The organism is Flavobacterium anseongense (assembly GCF_021608185.1).
In the GTDB taxonomy this organism is placed as follows: domain Bacteria; phylum Bacteroidota; class Bacteroidia; order Flavobacteriales; family Flavobacteriaceae; genus Flavobacterium; species Flavobacterium anseongense.
In genome coordinates, this window is the sequence record NZ_JAKIHN010000003.1 from 199,120 (window position 1) to 215,181 (window position 16,062).

At 36.2% G+C, this 16,062-nt stretch carries 13 protein-coding genes and 1 tRNA gene; 2 read left to right on the plus strand and 12 right to left on the minus strand.

Features of this window, described 5'->3' with window-relative positions:
* Positions 1-25: 25 nt before the first annotated feature.
* Entirely contained in the window at positions 26-580 is a 555-nt protein-coding gene (gene ruvC, locus L1S35_RS05985; protein WP_236397826.1) for a crossover junction endodeoxyribonuclease RuvC, read from the minus strand.
* Positions 581-673: 93 nt separating this feature from the next.
* Here ruvC and L1S35_RS05990 point away from each other — a divergent pair, with 93 nt between their 5' ends.
* Both L1S35_RS05990 and L1S35_RS05995 read left to right on the plus strand, forming a co-directional pair.
* Positions 674-1,621, plus strand: coding sequence for a lysylphosphatidylglycerol synthase domain-containing protein (locus L1S35_RS05990; protein ID WP_236397829.1), 948 nt, complete (start codon positions 674-676; stop codon positions 1,619-1,621).
* A gap of 5 nt (positions 1,622-1,626) precedes the next feature.
* Positions 1,627-2,754: a glycosyltransferase family 2 protein gene (locus L1S35_RS05995; protein ID WP_236397832.1), complete on the plus strand. Its 1,128-nt coding sequence runs from the start codon at positions 1,627-1,629 to the stop codon at positions 2,752-2,754.
* Positions 2,755-2,812: 58 nt separating this feature from the next.
* Here L1S35_RS05995 and L1S35_RS06000 read toward each other — a convergent pair whose 3' ends face one another.
* The 11 genes from L1S35_RS06000 to L1S35_RS06050 all read right to left on the minus strand — a co-directional run bounded on the left by L1S35_RS06000 (position 2,813) and on the right by L1S35_RS06050 (position 15,996).
* Complete coding sequence (locus tag L1S35_RS06000; protein WP_236397835.1) at positions 2,813-3,289, minus strand: hypothetical protein; 477 nt, start codon at positions 3,287-3,289, stop codon at positions 2,813-2,815.
* Positions 3,290-3,293: 4 nt separating this feature from the next.
* The gene (locus L1S35_RS06005; protein ID WP_236397838.1) at positions 3,294-3,665 is read right to left on the minus strand and encodes a hypothetical protein; all 372 of its coding nucleotides are present in this window, start codon (positions 3,663-3,665) and stop codon (positions 3,294-3,296) included.
* A 122-nt stretch (positions 3,666-3,787) separates the two neighbouring features.
* Positions 3,788-4,036 (minus strand): GIY-YIG nuclease family protein, encoded by a 249-nt coding sequence (locus L1S35_RS06010; protein WP_255700831.1) that lies wholly within the window; start codon positions 4,034-4,036, stop codon positions 3,788-3,790.
* Between the two features lie 201 nt (positions 4,037-4,237).
* Positions 4,238-4,311: transfer RNA gene (locus tag L1S35_RS06015), tRNA-Asp, on the minus strand.
* A gap of 85 nt (positions 4,312-4,396) precedes the next feature.
* A complete protein-coding gene (locus L1S35_RS06020; protein ID WP_236397843.1) occupies positions 4,397-5,323 on the minus strand; it encodes a DUF58 domain-containing protein in 927 nt (308 codons plus the stop codon).
* 211 nt (positions 5,324-5,534) lie between these two features.
* Positions 5,535-5,852, minus strand: a complete 318-nt coding sequence (gene trxA / locus L1S35_RS06025; RefSeq protein ID WP_236397846.1) for a thioredoxin — start codon at positions 5,850-5,852, stop codon at positions 5,535-5,537.
* Between the two features lie 144 nt (positions 5,853-5,996).
* The gene (locus tag L1S35_RS06030; RefSeq protein ID WP_236397848.1) at positions 5,997-7,877 is read right to left on the minus strand and encodes a pectate lyase family protein; all 1,881 of its coding nucleotides are present in this window, start codon (positions 7,875-7,877) and stop codon (positions 5,997-5,999) included.
* A 42-nt stretch (positions 7,878-7,919) separates the two neighbouring features.
* Entirely contained in the window at positions 7,920-9,863 is a 1,944-nt protein-coding gene (locus L1S35_RS06035) for a pectate lyase family protein (RefSeq protein ID WP_236397850.1), read from the minus strand.
* A 183-nt stretch (positions 9,864-10,046) separates the two neighbouring features.
* Positions 10,047-14,561, minus strand: a complete 4,515-nt coding sequence (gene dnaE / locus L1S35_RS06040) for a DNA polymerase III subunit alpha (protein ID WP_236397853.1) — start codon at positions 14,559-14,561, stop codon at positions 10,047-10,049.
* Between the two features lie 158 nt (positions 14,562-14,719).
* Positions 14,720-15,058, minus strand: a complete 339-nt coding sequence (gene rbp / locus L1S35_RS06045; RefSeq protein WP_236397858.1) for an RNA-binding regulator — start codon at positions 15,056-15,058, stop codon at positions 14,720-14,722.
* Positions 15,059-15,279: 221 nt separating this feature from the next.
* Positions 15,280-15,996: a DUF6252 domain-containing protein gene (locus tag L1S35_RS06050; protein ID WP_236397860.1), complete on the minus strand. Its 717-nt coding sequence runs from the start codon at positions 15,994-15,996 to the stop codon at positions 15,280-15,282.
* Positions 15,997-16,062 lie beyond the last annotated feature (66 nt).

Below are 16,062 nucleotides of genomic sequence, written 5' to 3' on the forward strand. Positions count from 1 at the left end.
TGAAAACTGCGACTGTGACTGTAAACTATTTTTTAATTCGTTCTTCATTCTGTTTTACAAACGCATCCCAGCCGGTGTAACTTTTTGTTCCGGTAACTTTCCCTGAATTGAAAAAATGACAAACCGCTGCTGCCAAACCATCTGTTGAATCCAGATTTTTGGGTAATTCCTTTAATCCTAAAAGTTGTTGGAGCATTTTGGCAACTTGCTCTTTGCTTGCATTTCCATTGCCAGTGATGGCCATTTTAATTTTCTTTGGTTCGTATTCGGTAATGGGAATTTGGCGTGACAAACCCGCAGCCATGGCAACGCCTTGTGCTCTTCCGAGTTTTAGCATAGATTGTACATTCTTTCCGAAAAATGGCGCTTCAATAGCAATTTCGTCGGGATGATGTGTTTCAATCAGTTCAATCGTACGTTCGAAAATGACTTTCAGTTTGGTATAATGATCATCATATTTGCTCAAAATCAATTCGTTCAACTGAATGAATTCCATTTTTTTATTAACGACTTTGATCAACCCAAAACCCATAATAGTAGTTCCCGGGTCAATTCCTAATATGATGCGTTCGTTTGCCATTTTGGTTGTCAGTTGTCGGTTGTCAGTTGGTGGATGTTCGTTTAATTCAAATTTTCAAATCTTCAAATCTTCAAATTGACTACTTTTGCAACAATGATTACAATTCCACACAAAGCTAAGCAATTCATCGTTTTTCTAATCAAAGTTTTGATTGTAACTGCTGCTTTTTATTTCATTTACGATCAATTAGCGAATAATGACAAACTCGACTGGGAGAAATTCACAAGTTTAGTCAAAGAAAAAGCAAGCGTTTGGGGAATTCTATTTTTACTTGCATTCAGCATTGCCAATCGCTTTCTTGAAATTTTAAAATGGCAAAATCTGGTTTCTTTTTTAAAACCCATTTCACTTGGCGAATCGACCAAGCAGGTTCTCGGAGCATTGACAGCCGGAATTTTTACGCCAAATGGCCTCGGAGAGTATGCCGGAAAAGCATTGTATTTTGACAAAAAGAAAACCAAAAAAATTATTTTTCTAAACCTTATCTGTAATGGAGTTCAAATGATTTTAACTGTGATTTTTGGAACTATTGGATTATTTATTCTAGGTTATTGGAAATGGGGATTTGCAATTATTGGAATTTCTTTTCTCTTGCTTCTTGCTTCTTTTCTCTCAAAAACCATTAAGATTAAAGGCTATTCCATTGAAAAACTCCTTCACAAAATCAACGAAATTCCGAAACGAATTCACACTAAAAACAATCTGTTGGCACTTTGCCGTTATTTGGTTTTTTCGCACCAATACTATTTTTTATTTCTCGCTTTTGATGTAGATTTACCTTATCTAACGATGATGGCAACCATAGCGTCAGTGTATTTTTTGGCTTCGTCATTGCCGAGTTTTCAGTTTCTGGACTTTGCTGTAAAAGGAAGCATGGCGGTTTTTTTCTTCGGAAAATTGGACATAAACGAATGGATTGTTATTTTTATTTCCACTTTGATGTGGTTTTTAAATGTGGTGTTGCCTGTCGTTATCGGAAGTTATTATGTAATGAGCTTTCGCTTAAATTCCAATAATAAAATTCCAAATTCCAAAATTTAAAAGTTATGATAGCACTTCTTTTTTGCGCGATTTTATTAATTTATGTTGCTCTTATTGTTCAATTAATTTTTGGATTCAACAAAGTGAAATCTTTTGAAGTAACCGATTTGACTCCGAAAACTGCTTTTACTATTGTTGTTCCTTTTCGGAATGAAGCTAAAAATTTACCAACGCTTTTAGAATCGATTTCCAATTTGAATTATCCGCATAAAATGATTGAAATTATCCTGGTCGATGATTTCTCAACCGATAATTCGGAACGCATTTGCATTCAATGGCGAATGAAATACGAGCATTTGGATACAACATTATTGGAAAACCTTCATCTTTCCTATTCGCCCAAAAAAGACGCTATCGGTCGGGCGATGCCTATTGCAAAACACGATTGGGTTGTTACGACTGACGCTGATTGTATTTTGAATAAAAATTGGCTGCTGACATTTGACAATTACATCCAAAATAACAATCCTGAAATGATTGTTGGAACCGTAATGTACAAAGCTAAAAACAATTGGTTTCACCATTTTCAGCAATTGGATTTGATGAGTTTGCAAGGTGTAACTATCGGAAGCTTTGGTATTGGAAAACCCTTTATGTGCAACGGAGCGAACTTTGGGTACACAAAGAAATTCTTCTATGAAATTGGTGGCTTTGGAGGCATAAGTGATACCGCAAGTGGCGATGATGTATTCCTGTTACAAAAAGCGGTCAATACAAATCCTGATAAAGTTCATTATTTAAAAAACACGGATTCGATTGTAAAAACCAGACCAGAAAACGATTTGTTCAAACTCTTTATGCAGCGTGTTCGCTGGGCAGGAAAATCAACTGGTTATAAAAGTAGTTATGCTAAATTTTTGGCGGTTGTTGTTTTGCTAATGAACTTTAGTTTGGTTGTTGGTTGTTGGTTGTTGGTTGTTGGCAAAATAGACTGGAGAGTAGTTCTTTTTGTTTTTGGCGTGAAGTATATTATTGATTACACTTTACTTTATAAATCGAATTCTTATCTCAGAAACGGTAAGTTTTTTGTACCGATAGCGAGTAGTGTAATTTATCCTTTCTTTTCAAGTTTGGTTGGAATTTATTCGTTGTTTGGAAGCTTTAGATGGAAAGGAAGAAAGTTTTCCAACTAGCCCCGATTGCAGCAAGCTACCATGTAGCGCGGAAAGCGGGAAATAGCTCCTAATTATTTTACTCCGATTTAATTATCACCGGAAGCACAAATTGTGTTTTTACCGGAATTCCTCTTTTAATCGCCGGATTCACTTTTGGAAAATCGACTAAGCGGACACGTAGAATGCTGTCGATTTTTATGGTGTCGTAGGCCACCGAATCTTTTGGGAATTGTGGTTCGAATTCCATATCTGCATTAGGCAAAACGGTCACTTTGACTTCAATCGTGTCGAGTTTTGGGAACATAGTTGATAGTGTATCAACTGCCAGTTTTTGTTGAATGGTTGCTGTTAAAAACTCGAAAAAACATTGCTTGCGTAGGGTTGCATCTGTTAGTTTTTCACAATCGGCCACCGATGGATATTCATCCACTTCGTTCCAATTGATTTCCTTCAATTGCTTGTCGAGTAGCTCTTTTTCATTCGGTACTTTCTTTTCAAAGTATTGACACGATTGAAGAAGTAACAACGCTACTATTGGTAAAAGTTTTTTCAAGTTTTTACTTTTTGGAATTTAAATAATCGGAATAACTTTTATCAAACCACTCTTTTTTGGTGCGTTGTGCATCTTCTTTTTGGTCTTTATACAAAAGTCCAAGCTTTTCGGAATAGATGGCTATTTTGATTGTATAGGTATAAAACTCTTCCTGAGTAAGTGTCAACGAAGTGTCTTTCTGCTTTTTAAAGAATTCGAAAAACAAAGCGTCAAAATCGTTTTTATCATAGGATCGCACTTCTTTTTTATACTTCTTATAAAGGTCTTCTTTGAGTTGAGCATCTGGGTCATTAGTTGCTTTCTCCTGTGCAACTACGTTATTTGTTGCAACCAAAAGTAAAAAAGTAAAAAAGGCTATTTGGGTTATTTTCTTCATATGCTCAAAAGTAATAAAAAAAATGAAAGTTCCTAAAAGCAAAAAAGCCATCCATCTCGTCAATAAGACGAGAGAAAGCTTTTCATCTCGTCAGAATGACGAGACTACTAAACCGCGCTACATTACTTGTTGAATTTTGAAATCAGATATTCTATTGAAGCTCTATTTAATTTCTTCAATCTTTTCTCTTCTATCAATGCTTCTCTCTTAGTCTCATGGCTAAGATAATATAATAATTCCCAATCATTAGCTTTAGAAGTATATGGGCTTTTACCAGAATTATGGTAAATTAATCGTGTTTCAATGTTTATAGAAAATCCTTTGTAATATATGTTCAAAGATTTCGAAAAAAGGATATAAGTATAAAACATAGTGCAATATAAAGCAAAAAAGCCATCCACAATAAAGTGGAAAGCTTTTCATTGGTCTAACTACTAAACCGCGCTACGAGTTACAAAGTCGTAGCAAACAACACAACTAATTTTGAATGACTCACTAAATTTGTGAATGCATTTCATTTGCTTTTTTGGGCAAAAAAGCACTTTGTTTCCAAAGTGCTCTTCCCAATTTCGCGGTCTGGACGGGACTCGAACCCGCGACCCCATGCGTGACAGGCATGTATTCTAACCAACTGAACTACCAAACCTCTGCGTTATTGCGGTTGCAAATATACAATCGTTTTTCAAATCTGCAACTATTTTTTTAAAAAATAAAATGTGTAAAAAACAATTCTAACCAAACATTTGTTTTTCAACCAAATAAGTAGTCAGAATCTTCTCGAAACTTTCTTCCACAGCCACAGGAACATACTTAATTCTGTTTTGTGCGCAAGTCATGGCCAATGTTTTGAAGTAATCATTCACCTTTTCTTCATAGGCATCTTTGACACTATCGGCAAAAATATTAATGGTTTCTCCCGTTTCTAAGTCGATGAACTTTCGCGGAGCGTTATCAAAATTGAAATTGATTTCGGTTTTTTTATCGATAACATGAAAAACAACGACTTTGTGTTTGTTGTGTTTCAAATGCTGTAAAGCATTGAAAAGCGCCTCATTATTACCTGTTTGAAACATATCGGTAAACAATATAATCATCGAACGGCGATGAATTTTTTCAGCAATTTGATGCAAAAAGGTAACTGTATCAGTGCTTTTAGAATTTTTTGGCTTTTCTAAAAGCTCTTCCAGTTTATTCAAAATCATGCGGTGATGACGATCGCTTCCTTTTTCCGGGGCATAATATTCAAAAGTATCTGAATAGACGCTTAAGCCAACAGCATCGCGTTGTTTTTTTAATAAATTCATTAAAACGGCTGAAGCTAAAACTGAAAAACCAATTTTGTTATGATAAAAAGGTTCCTCATTTTTTAGCTTTGGATAATGCATCGACGAAGAATTATCAATAATCAAATGACAACGAAGATTGGTTTCTTCTTCATATTTTTTGGTGTACAACCTGTCGGTTTTGGCGAATAATTTCCAGTCGATATGCTTGGTGCTTTCACCGGAATTATAGACTTTATGTTCGGCAAATTCGGCAGAAAAACCATGAAACGGACTTTTATGCATTCCTGAAATAAATCCTTCCACAACTTGATTTGCAAGTAATTCGAGATGTTTAAAGCCTGATACTAGTTCTTTTTGTTCTTCGATCTTCATAACCCAAATATAGGGATTTGGAAATTTTAAAATTTGAAAATTTGGAAATATTTATGATGAAAAATACAAAATGTGAATTTTAGCCCCGATTGGAGCAAACTACCGTGTAGTGCGGAAAGCGGGTGTGCATTTCCTATGAAAGAAAATGTGATGCTCCTAATAAAAAAAGCCCAACTTTCGTTGAGCTTTTAAAGTATTGTGTGATTATTGATTACAAAAGTGCGTCAATAGCATCTGTGTAGGTTTTCTTTGGAGCAACGCCAACCTGACGTCCAACTACTTCTCCGTTTTGGAAAACTAAAACCGTTGGAATGTTACGAACTCCGTATTTTGCAGCGAACTCCTGATTGGCATCAACATCAACTTTTCCTACTGTTGCCTTTCCTTCATATTCTGTTGCGATTTCGTCGATAACCGGTCCAACCATTCTGCATGGACCACACCAAGCTGCCCAAAAATCCACTACTACCGGTTTATTTGATTTTAATACTACTTCATCAAAAGTAGCATCTGTTATTGCTAAAGCCATATTTTATATTTTTAAATTAGTGTAATTATTTGATGCCAAAATTAGGCATTTTATTTGGCATGAATGTTATAAAAAAATCAGTTTTGATTATGAAATTATTGTCAGAACTGATACTTAGTTTGGGAACTTGTCCAACTATGGCTCTTATTCTTTAACAATGCGTTTTACAACATTTTTTGTACCATTAGAAACTTTAACCAGGTAAACTCCGGCTTGTAAATGTTGCATGTTCAGAGTTTGCGTAGTTTCTTTTACCTTTTTTGTACTGATCAATTTTCCTGAAATATCATATAACCTAATAAAGGTATTAGTAGTGAATTCTTTTCCTAATTCAATAGTCAGTAAATTGGTAACTGGGTTAGGATATACCCGAAAAGCTTCAAAATTTGTTTCAGGAAAACCAAGAGGTGCGCTTTGACAAACATCAAGTCGATCCAGATTTGCTGCTCCGGAACTGGTTAGAGCTACAAACCTAATCGTGTTATTTCCCTCTATTAGACTTAAACTAAAAACAACTGAATTCCAAGTGGTAAATGACCCTGTATTTGGAAAACTCAAACTGCTTATTTGTTCACTTCCGTTAACCAATACACTTACTGTGCGATCAACGGCACTACCGTTTGCATGACGGAATTTAAGATTGTGTACTCCTGCTGTAGAAACATTTACGACAATTTCGTACCATGCACCAACAGCGTTTGGTGTATTTACAAATCCGGTTCCTGTAAATCCGGCATTATTACTATCAATAGTTCCTCCTGCAATCATAGTTCCTGTTTCGGCTTGGTATTCTGTCCAGGTACAATCAGCATCACAGGCTGTATTTCCGGTATTTCCTCCAACGCAAATGTTGCAACCATCAATAAAAGCTGTTCCATTCTGAACACCATTACAATCTATGACACAAGGTTGCAAACCAGTATTTCCTCCTACACATATTCCGCATGCATCAAGATACGCTGTTCCCATATTGTCTCCATTACAATCATTACCAATTCTTCCAACTCCTGCATAAAGAGGTACAACAGTTTTTACGTCTTCGGTAACACTAGTTAAGACAGTTGAATAATCATAAGGAATAGTGGCAATACAATTACCCGGATATGCTCTTGCGGTTCGTGCTATTTCAATATTATCTATTCTTTCTGTAAATCCAGGATAATCATTAGGTGTATAAATTGAATAGTGCAAAGGTTCATAATAATTTTTTTCAACACGAACACAACTACCATTTCTAATCTCGGAAGCATCAACTGCTCCTACTACATAATTATTAAAAAAATGCCCTGTCGCTCCTCTATACATTGGAATACGATAGTGAACTTTGTTATAATAATTATGGTGGTACGTTATTTTTCTGTCAGCCCATAGGTCAGTTTCACTAGCACCAACCAAATTCGATTTATGATGATCATGCATATAACACCATGAAACGGTTATAAAACCGGACTGTCCTTTAATATCAATCAAGCCATCATATAAGTCTATATTAGGCTGAATATCCGGATCTATAGAAAATAATTCACAGTGGTCAATCCAAATATTGGTACTTGCACCTCTTATTCCGATACAATCGCCTCCATTCACCAAAATTTGAGGTAATCCATTATCTCCGGTAGCCGAATAAACTCCGGGCGTATCTACTCGAGTTGTTACTCCTGTCATTGATATTTTTAAATTCTGAATAATAATATTACTGTGGTTATTAATATCTAAACCCACACCAAACAAATAGGCCGTATTTCCGACACCAATTATTGATTTATTGGAACCTACAACAATTGTCCCTCCATTTGCTCCGTTTGAGATGGTGCCGTTAACCATAATGGTATAAGCCGTAGTGCTTTCAGCATAGGATTTTAAATCGGCATAATTGCTTACACTTACTACTGAACCTGCTTGTCCTCCGGTAGTTCCTCCGTTTTGGGTTGCAAAGCCAACCAAATCAAAATTAACCTGGGCAGTTATTAAACCCGGAATAGATAATACTCCAGTAAAAATTAAAAACAGCACTGTTTTTTTCATATCAACTTCATTTTATAATTGTTCCCTTATGTATTTTGCTTTCTAATGTTTAATAATACGTTTCACAACATTGTTAATACCATTGGTAACGCTGACTAAATATACACCAGCGTTTAAATTTTTTAAATTCAAAGTATGAATACTTCCCTCAATCTTATTTTTCAATATTAATTTCCCGGTTATATCATATAATTGTACTATTGATTCTTGTACAAATTCTGGAGCTATTTCAATAGTTAGTAAATTGGTAATTGGATTAGGATACAAATCAAATTTAAATGCCTGATTTACAGTTTCCGTGCCTAACAATGTACAGTCAAAAACATCCAGACGATCTAAATTTGCTGCACCGGAACTGGTTAGCGATACAAATCTCACGGTATTATCTCCTGCGTTTAAATTCAAACTAAAATTTGATTTATCCCAAGTTGTCCATGCTCCGGTATAGGGAAAGCTTAAGTTATTTATTTGAGTAACTCCATTAACAACGACACTTTGTGTACGGTCTATTGCAGCCCCATTACCGTATCTAAAACTACAATCATATAAACCTGCAGAAGGTACGTTAACGGTAATTTCGCACCATGCACCAATAGCATTTGATGTGTTTACAAATCCGGTTCCTGTATACCCAACATGATTGCTATCAATAGTTCCTCCCGGACTTATGGTACCGGCTTCGGCTTGATATTCTGTATGTGGACACAAAATAGTAACCGTAATAGTACTGCTAGCTGTAAGTCCACCATCCATTGTGGTTGCTGTGATAGAAACAACACCTGGAACTATTCCGGTAACTAAACCTGTGGCACTTACTGTAGCAATAGCAGTATTACCAGAAGACCATGTTACTGCTGTATTTGTAGCATTTGAAGGACTTACCGATGCTGCTAATTGAATAGTATCGCCTTCGCGTATTGATCCGGTAGTTGGCGATACAGAAATGCCCGTTACCGAAACTGGTAAAGAAGTCGCACAACTGCATTGCGTTGGATTATCCATCGTTGGTCCTGCTCCACATTCTGAATTTGTAACTAACGATTTTACATCATCAACGGGATTAATAGTATAGGCATAAGGAGGGATGAATGCGGTATATCCACCAACACTTACATCGCCTGTATTTCCTGTGCATGAAACAAATCTACAACCTATTGTAAAAATACCAGCTTCCGCTCCCGGAGTAATAAGGTCAACAGGAGTGTTTATCCCTTCAAAATAACTACCTTCTTCTCTGACATTAGACATAAATCCTGCTCTTGCACCGCTAGAATTCGAATAATAACAATTCAATACATGTATCTTTCCGTATCTGGTTCGAGGTGTACGGGAATCAACATCTTTCCACCAGCAATTGGCAAAAGTGACATTCAGTTTTCCCCAACTTTCAGGCTCAGTATCACTCGATCCAATAAGATTAGAAAAATTATGAATTCCAGCAGCCGAATAAGTAAATATACACCAAGTAACAGAAACATTATCAGAGCCTCTAACTACATCAAAATTCCCATCCTCACCATCCATAATTTTACAATGATCTACCCAAATTCTTTTAGAGCCAGTAATATTAACAGCATCCCAATTCTGGTTTCCATTAGTATTACCAGGTCCTGTTATTGTTAAATTCCGAATAATTATATTATTTACACCATTCATTTGCCAAGAACAACGAACTGTTACACCCCCATATCCAATTATTGTTTTATCTGACTTTATATAAAGGACATCTCCTGTATTACCTACATAGCCCGCACCAACATCATTCACAATATAAATAACTTTTGGTCCTATAGATTCTGCTGCAGTTTTTAAATCGGCAAAAGTAGTTACTTCAATAGGAGTTTCATTCCCACCGCCAGTTGGAGGACCCACATAAGTTTGACCATCATAATTTGCCCAACCAATAGAAGAACAAGCGTCTTGTGCAATCATTGAAACTGAGAATGATAGTACAAAACCAATTAATACTACTTTAATCGACTTCATTTTTATAGAGATTTTAGTTCAAATTTTTAAAGGTTAAATCCTTTTTTTTGAACGAATTGCTTCAAACATACTAATTTTTGAAAGATAAAAAAAGAAAAACAATAATTAAAATTAGATAAATAATCTGAAAATCACGAGGTTTTTAGAAGTCCAAATAGATGTGTTCAATCTGATTTTCTGATTTTAATTCAACCTAAATTTTACCTGCATTTTCTCCAACTCAATCAGTAATTCGTTGGATATTTTAATTTTCAATTTTCGGCTTGGTAATGAAACTTTAGTCACGACTTGAATTTCTTCTTCAACAACCGGAATTTCAATATCAATTTCTTCAAGGCTTTCAACTTCAAAATTTTCTTCATCAACCGCTTCAACTTTCGGAAGAATTTCAGGAACTGCTTTTGCTTTATCAAACTCGACGATTTCAAAAGTTACAGAGTTATCACCTTTATTTGATTGGAAAACCTTATTTAATTGTTCAATTGCATTTTTATGTAGCTCATTAATATCCATTTGAATACTCAGTTTTTTGGCAAACTGTGGCAGTACATCCTGCAATTGTTTTACATCTGTAAATTGAATTCTTGGCTCTGATTTTTTTCCGGTTTCCCGATTTACCCAACCGTCTTTTATGGTTACTTTAAAGTAAACAAATTGGTTGTTGACCAAGAAATGGCGGTACTTTAAATACTCTTCATCAAAAATTCGAAACTCGTGGCTTTCATCGTAACCTTCTAAAGTGAACATCGCCCAATCTTTCCCGTTTTTGGCTGTTCGGTATTGAACGTTGGTTACAATTCCGGCAAAAGTTAGTGTTTTGCCAATGTAATTCCCGAGGTCTTTTAAATTCTCCAGCTTACTGTTACAGAAATATTTCATTTCAAATCGGTAATCATCTAACGGATGTCCCGATATGTAAATTCCAACCACTTCTTTCTCTTTGGCTAATTTTTCCATCGTGTTCCATTCCTCGCATGGCGGAACAATAGGTTCTGCAATTTGAACATCGCTGCTTTCACCGAACAAACTTACCTGAGATGAATTTTCATTTTCCTGAAATTTAGAACCATATCGAATTGCTTTTTCTAAAAATGTAATTCCTTCGCCTTCAATATGGAAATATTGCGCACGATGTGTGTTTTGAAAACAGTCAAATCCGCCGGCTAATGCCAAACTTTCAAATGCTTTTTTATTGGCGGCACGCAAATCAATTTTTTTAGCTAAATCGAAAATTGATTTATAAGGCTCGTCTTTTCTATTTTGAACAATTGTATCTACAGCATTCGCACCAACGCCTTTAACAGCGCCCATTCCGAAACGAACGGCGTAATTATCGTTTACTGTGAATTTATAAAACGACTCATTCACATCAGGTCCAAGAACCTGCAATCCCATTCGTTTGCATTCCTCCATAAAGAACGAAACCTGCTTGATGTCGCTCATGTTGTTGGATAAAACCGCCGCCATATATTCAGCCGGATAATTGGCTTTTAAATACGCCGTTTGATAGGCAATCCAGGCATAACAAGTTGAGTGTGATTTGTTGAAAGCATATTCGGCAAACGCTTCCCAGTCTTTCCAGATTTTTTCCAGTTTTTCTGCCGGATGTCCATTGGCTTCGGCTTGTGCGATAAATTTTGGTTTCATTTTATCCAAAACATCTTTCTGTTTTTTTCCCATAGCCTTACGCAAAACATCGGCATCACCTTTAGAGAATCCTGCCAATTTTTGGGACAGAAGCATTACCTGCTCTTGGTATACGGTAATTCCGTAGGTATCACTAAGTAATTCTTCGCATGCTTCTAAATCATATTCGATTGGTTCTTCCCCATTTTTTCTTTTGATAAAACTCGGAATGTAAGCAATTGGTCCCGGACGATAGAGCGCATTCATCGCAATCAAATCGCCGAAAACTGTAGGCTTTAATTCCTTCATGTATTTCTGCATTCCGGCACTTTCGTATTGGAAAATCCCCACTGTTTCACCACGCTGGAAAAGCTCATATGTCTTCACATCATCTATCGGAAATTCATCTGGATTTAAATCTTTTCCTGTTCTGTATTTTACCAGTTTTACAGTGTCTTTAATCAGCGTTAGGGTTTTCAGTCCCAAGAAGTCCATCTTTAATAATCCGGCACTTTCTACTACTGAGTTGTCAAATTGGGTAACAAATAAATCCGAATCTTTGGCGGTTGCAACCGGCACGAAATTGGTAATATCACTTGGTGTGATGATAACACCGCAGGCGTGAATTCCGGTGTTTCTTAGATTCCCTTCTAAATGTTTTGCCTGATTTATAGTATCGGAACACAAACTTCCTTCTTTGGAAAGTGAAATTAATTCTCTTACTCTGTCAAACTCTTCAGGTCTTAATGTCTTTTTGATTAAGGCTTCGTCTTCGGATAAAAGTCGGGCTAAATTCCATTTTGACGGCATCATTCCCGGAATTAACTTGGCTACTTTATCGGCTTCAAAAAGCGGTAAATCCATAACTCTTGCGGTGTCACGAATACTTGATTTGGTTGCCATTGTTCCGTATGTGATGATTTGTGCCACTTGTTTGGAACCGTATTTCTGGATTACATAATCCATTACTTTGCTTCTTCCTTCGTCATCAAAATCGATATCAATATCGGGAAGTGAAACCCTATCCGGATTAAGGAAACGCTCAAAAAGCAGGTTGTATAGCAAGGGATCGATATTGGTAATTCCGAGACAATACGCTACAACAGAACCAGCGGCAGAACCACGACCCGGGCCTACAGAAACTCCCATATTTCGGGCTTCGGCGATGAAATCCTGCACGATTAGGAAATACCCCGGATAACCTGAATTTTCGATTGTCAATAATTCAAAATCAATGCGTTCTTTAATTTCAGGTGTGATTTCGGCGTATCTTCTTTTCGCGCCTTCATACGTTAAATGATGCAGGTATTTATTTTCTCCACGTTTGCCGCCATCTGCTTTATCTTCTTCTACTAAAAATTCATCTGGAATCTCAAATTTTGGAAGCAAAACATCGCGTGACAAATCGTAGATTTCAATTTTATTTACGATTTCTTGTGTATTGGTAATCGCCTCAGGTAAATCATGGAAGAGCTTTTTCATTTCTTCTCCCGACTTAAAATAATATTCCTGATTGTCTAATCCGTAGCGATAACCTCGACCTCGACCAATTGGCGTTGATTGTTTTTCGCCATCTCGAACGCACAATAAAATATCATGAGCATTCGCATCTTCTTTATTGATATAGAAAACGTTATTCGTTGCAACGGTTTTTACATTGTGTTTTTTTGCTAATGCAATCAGCGAAGTATTTACCCGATTTTCGTCTTCTTGTTTGTGACGCATCAATTCGAGATAGAAGTCGTCTCCAAACTGTTCTTTCCACCAAAGCAACGCTTCTTCGGCTTGGTTTTCACCGATGTTTAAAATCTTACTTGGAATTTCTCCATATAAATTTCCGGACAAAACAATAATATCTTCTTTGTATTGCTGAATGGTTTTTCTATCAATTCTTGGTACATAATAAAACCCCTCGGTATAAGCTATGGACGATAATTTGGCCAAATTGTGATAACCTTTTTTAGTTTTAGCTAAGAAGACAATTTGGTAACCATTGTCTTTTCGTGATTTGTCTTTTAAGTCATCACAAACGTAAAACTCACAACCTACAATAGGTTTGATAATAGTTTCCGTTGGTGCTTCTCCGGCTTCTTCCGAAGCTTTATTTTTGGCTGCGGCCGATTTATTATGGTATAAAATATCACGAACGAAATGAAAAGCACCCATCAAATTAGCATGATCCGTCATGGCAACAGCAGGCATTTTATTGGCAACAGCCGCTTTTACCAAATCGGCTACGCTGATTGTGGATTGCAACACTGAAAACTGGGTGTGATTGTGCAGATGAACAAAATCAACATCAGCTAAACTGTGATGAACTCCCTTTTCTTCCTGTGTTGGCGTTACAACTTCTTCTTTCTTTTGAAACTGTTTGCGAATTTCTTCTGAAGCTTGTTTCAGATTGATGTGTTTCAATCCGATTAGTTGAATTTCCTTTGGATTATTTTTACTGAATCTTTCAAAATAATCGGCAGGAACATCTAACTCTTCTTTGGTAAAAATTTCTCTTTTGATCAATTCCAGAAAGCAACGTGTGGTTGCCTCAACATCGGCAGTTGCATTATGTGCTTCCGCAAATGGCGTTCCGAAAAGATATTGATGTAACTCGGTTAAAGTTGGCAATTTGAATTTCCCGCCACGACCACCGGGCAGTTTTAAAAGCGAGGCTGTAACTTCGGTACAGGTATCTAAAACCGGCATCGAACTCATTTGAGATTGCACTCCCATTCGGTAAAATTCGCATCCCATAATATTGACATCAAAGCCAACATTTTGTCCGACGATGAATTTTGATTTTGATAAAGCGGTATTGAATTTTTCTAAAACTTCTCTTAATTCTATTCCTTGGGCTTCGGCTAATTCGGTTGAAATTCCGTGAATTCTTTCTGCATCAAAAGGAATATTAAAACCTTCGGGTTTGACTAAATAATCCTGATGCTCAATAAGATTTCCCAACTCATCGTGCAACTGCCAGGCAATCTGGATGCATCTTGGCCAATTATTGGTATCGGTAATTGGAGCCGACCAACTTCTTGGCAAACCGGTAGTTTCGGTATCGAAAATTAAATACATGCAAGCAAGGGATTAGGCAAAAGGCATTAGCCAAAAGCAAGTGTTATGATAAAAACAAAAATACATTTTAGCCGTCAAAAAATGAATTTTAGTTATCAACAAAAAACAAAAAAGCCACCTCAATTGAGATGGCTTCATTATTTATTATAGTGTGTAAACTAGTATCTTCCTCTGTCTCCTCCACCGCGAGAGTTTCCTCCACCGCTGTAACTACCACCTGAACGGTTATTGTTAAAAGATCTTCTTTCTCCTTCCGGTTTTGGTTCCGATTTGTTAACTACGATAGTACGCCCTTCAACTGTTGCTCCGTTTAATTCATCAATAGCTTTTTGAGCTTCTGCATCATTAGACATTTCAACAAAACCAAATCCTTTACTTCTTCCAGTAAATTTATCAGTAATAATTTTAACAGAGTCAACTGTTCCATAAGCCTCAAAAGACTCTCTTAAATCTGCTTCGTCAATACTGAACGGAAGGCTTCCAACAAAAATATTCATATTATATATTTAAAATTCGTTTACAAATGTAGTTTAAAAAAAGCGTAAACTGCTATTAATTTGGACTTTATTATTTAATTAACAGAAAAACAAAAAAGAGGCATCGAAATGCCTCTTTTATTGTAATTGAAAAATACCTAAAGCCTAACCAAAATAAAAACCGAATGTCCACTGGACATTTCCTTAATATCAAAGGTTTTAGTTTTATTTGTTACTCAAAATTATATTGATGGATAAATCGGTATTTTATAGAATTCCCCGTACTGGAAATTTAATATGGGATTGCCAAAAGGATTTCCGTTTGAATTGGCTGCATTGAATTTAAATTTACCTGTAATCGTGAAATTCACCTGATCATATTCTGTGATTTTAATTTCACCATTACTGTTTTGAACATTGGTAACTCTAATTCTGCAATTAACATTTCCTCCGGCAACAGTAATTAAATCTCCCGCTAAATAGCCACTACCACGAGTAGCAATCGTTACGGCAGTAACAACTCCAGAGGCATTGACAGTAGTATTAACTGTTAATCCGCTTCCTGTTCCGCCAGTTGTAGCAACAGCAGTACCACTGCTATAACCGGTTCCTCCATTAGTTAAACTTATGCTTCCCGTTGGACCCGGAACAGCAATGGTAGCATATTCTAATTCTATATCATTAAGATTAGAAGAATAAGTTGCCGAGTTATTGATATTTGTAGTACCTAAAACATACGTACCAACGTTAGCACTACTTGTGTTCAAAGTAACTGTTTCATATGTTGTGAGTGCTTCGATACTTAATTTACCCGATGCATCAACATAAGCTCTTGCGTCATTGGCTCTCCAAAAAACGTCGTCTTTTAACCCTTGAAAACCAGGATTATTAAATTTCACATCTTCCTGGCAGGAAGAAAAAGCCACAACAGCGATAAATAGGGACAAAAATCTTTTCATTTTTAAAGTATTACTCCACAAAAATAACTTTTTAAAGTAAAAATGCTAACTAAATTTTAAAAAAAT

Excerpts from the sequence above, each read along its gene's own strand:
- ruvC (WP_236397826.1), bottom strand. The coding sequence starts at position 580 with ATGGCAAACGAACGCATCATATTAGGAATTGACCCGGGAACTACTATT.
- L1S35_RS05990 (WP_236397829.1), top strand. The coding sequence starts at position 674 with ATGATTACAATTCCACACAAAGCTAAGCAATTCATCGTTTTTCTAATC.
- L1S35_RS05995 (WP_236397832.1), top strand. The coding sequence starts at position 1,627 with ATGATAGCACTTCTTTTTTGCGCGATTTTATTAATTTATGTTGCTCTT.
- L1S35_RS06005 (WP_236397838.1), bottom strand. The coding sequence starts at position 3,665 with ATGAAGAAAATAACCCAAATAGCCTTTTTTACTTTTTTACTTTTGGTT.
- L1S35_RS06010 (WP_255700831.1), bottom strand. The coding sequence starts at position 4,036 with ATGTTTTATACTTATATCCTTTTTTCGAAATCTTTGAACATATATTAC.
- L1S35_RS06020 (WP_236397843.1), bottom strand. The coding sequence starts at position 5,323 with ATGAAGATCGAAGAACAAAAAGAACTAGTATCAGGCTTTAAACATCTC.
- trxA (WP_236397846.1), bottom strand. The coding sequence starts at position 5,852 with ATGGCTTTAGCAATAACAGATGCTACTTTTGATGAAGTAGTATTAAAA.
- L1S35_RS06030 (WP_236397848.1), bottom strand. The coding sequence starts at position 7,877 with ATGAAAAAAACAGTGCTGTTTTTAATTTTTACTGGAGTATTATCTATT.
- L1S35_RS06035 (WP_236397850.1), bottom strand. The coding sequence starts at position 9,863 with ATGAAGTCGATTAAAGTAGTATTAATTGGTTTTGTACTATCATTCTCA.
- dnaE (WP_236397853.1), bottom strand. The coding sequence starts at position 14,561 with ATGTATTTAATTTTCGATACCGAAACTACCGGTTTGCCAAGAAGTTGG.
- rbp (WP_236397858.1), bottom strand. The coding sequence starts at position 15,058 with ATGAATATTTTTGTTGGAAGCCTTCCGTTCAGTATTGACGAAGCAGAT.
- L1S35_RS06050 (WP_236397860.1), bottom strand. The coding sequence starts at position 15,996 with ATGAAAAGATTTTTGTCCCTATTTATCGCTGTTGTGGCTTTTTCTTCC.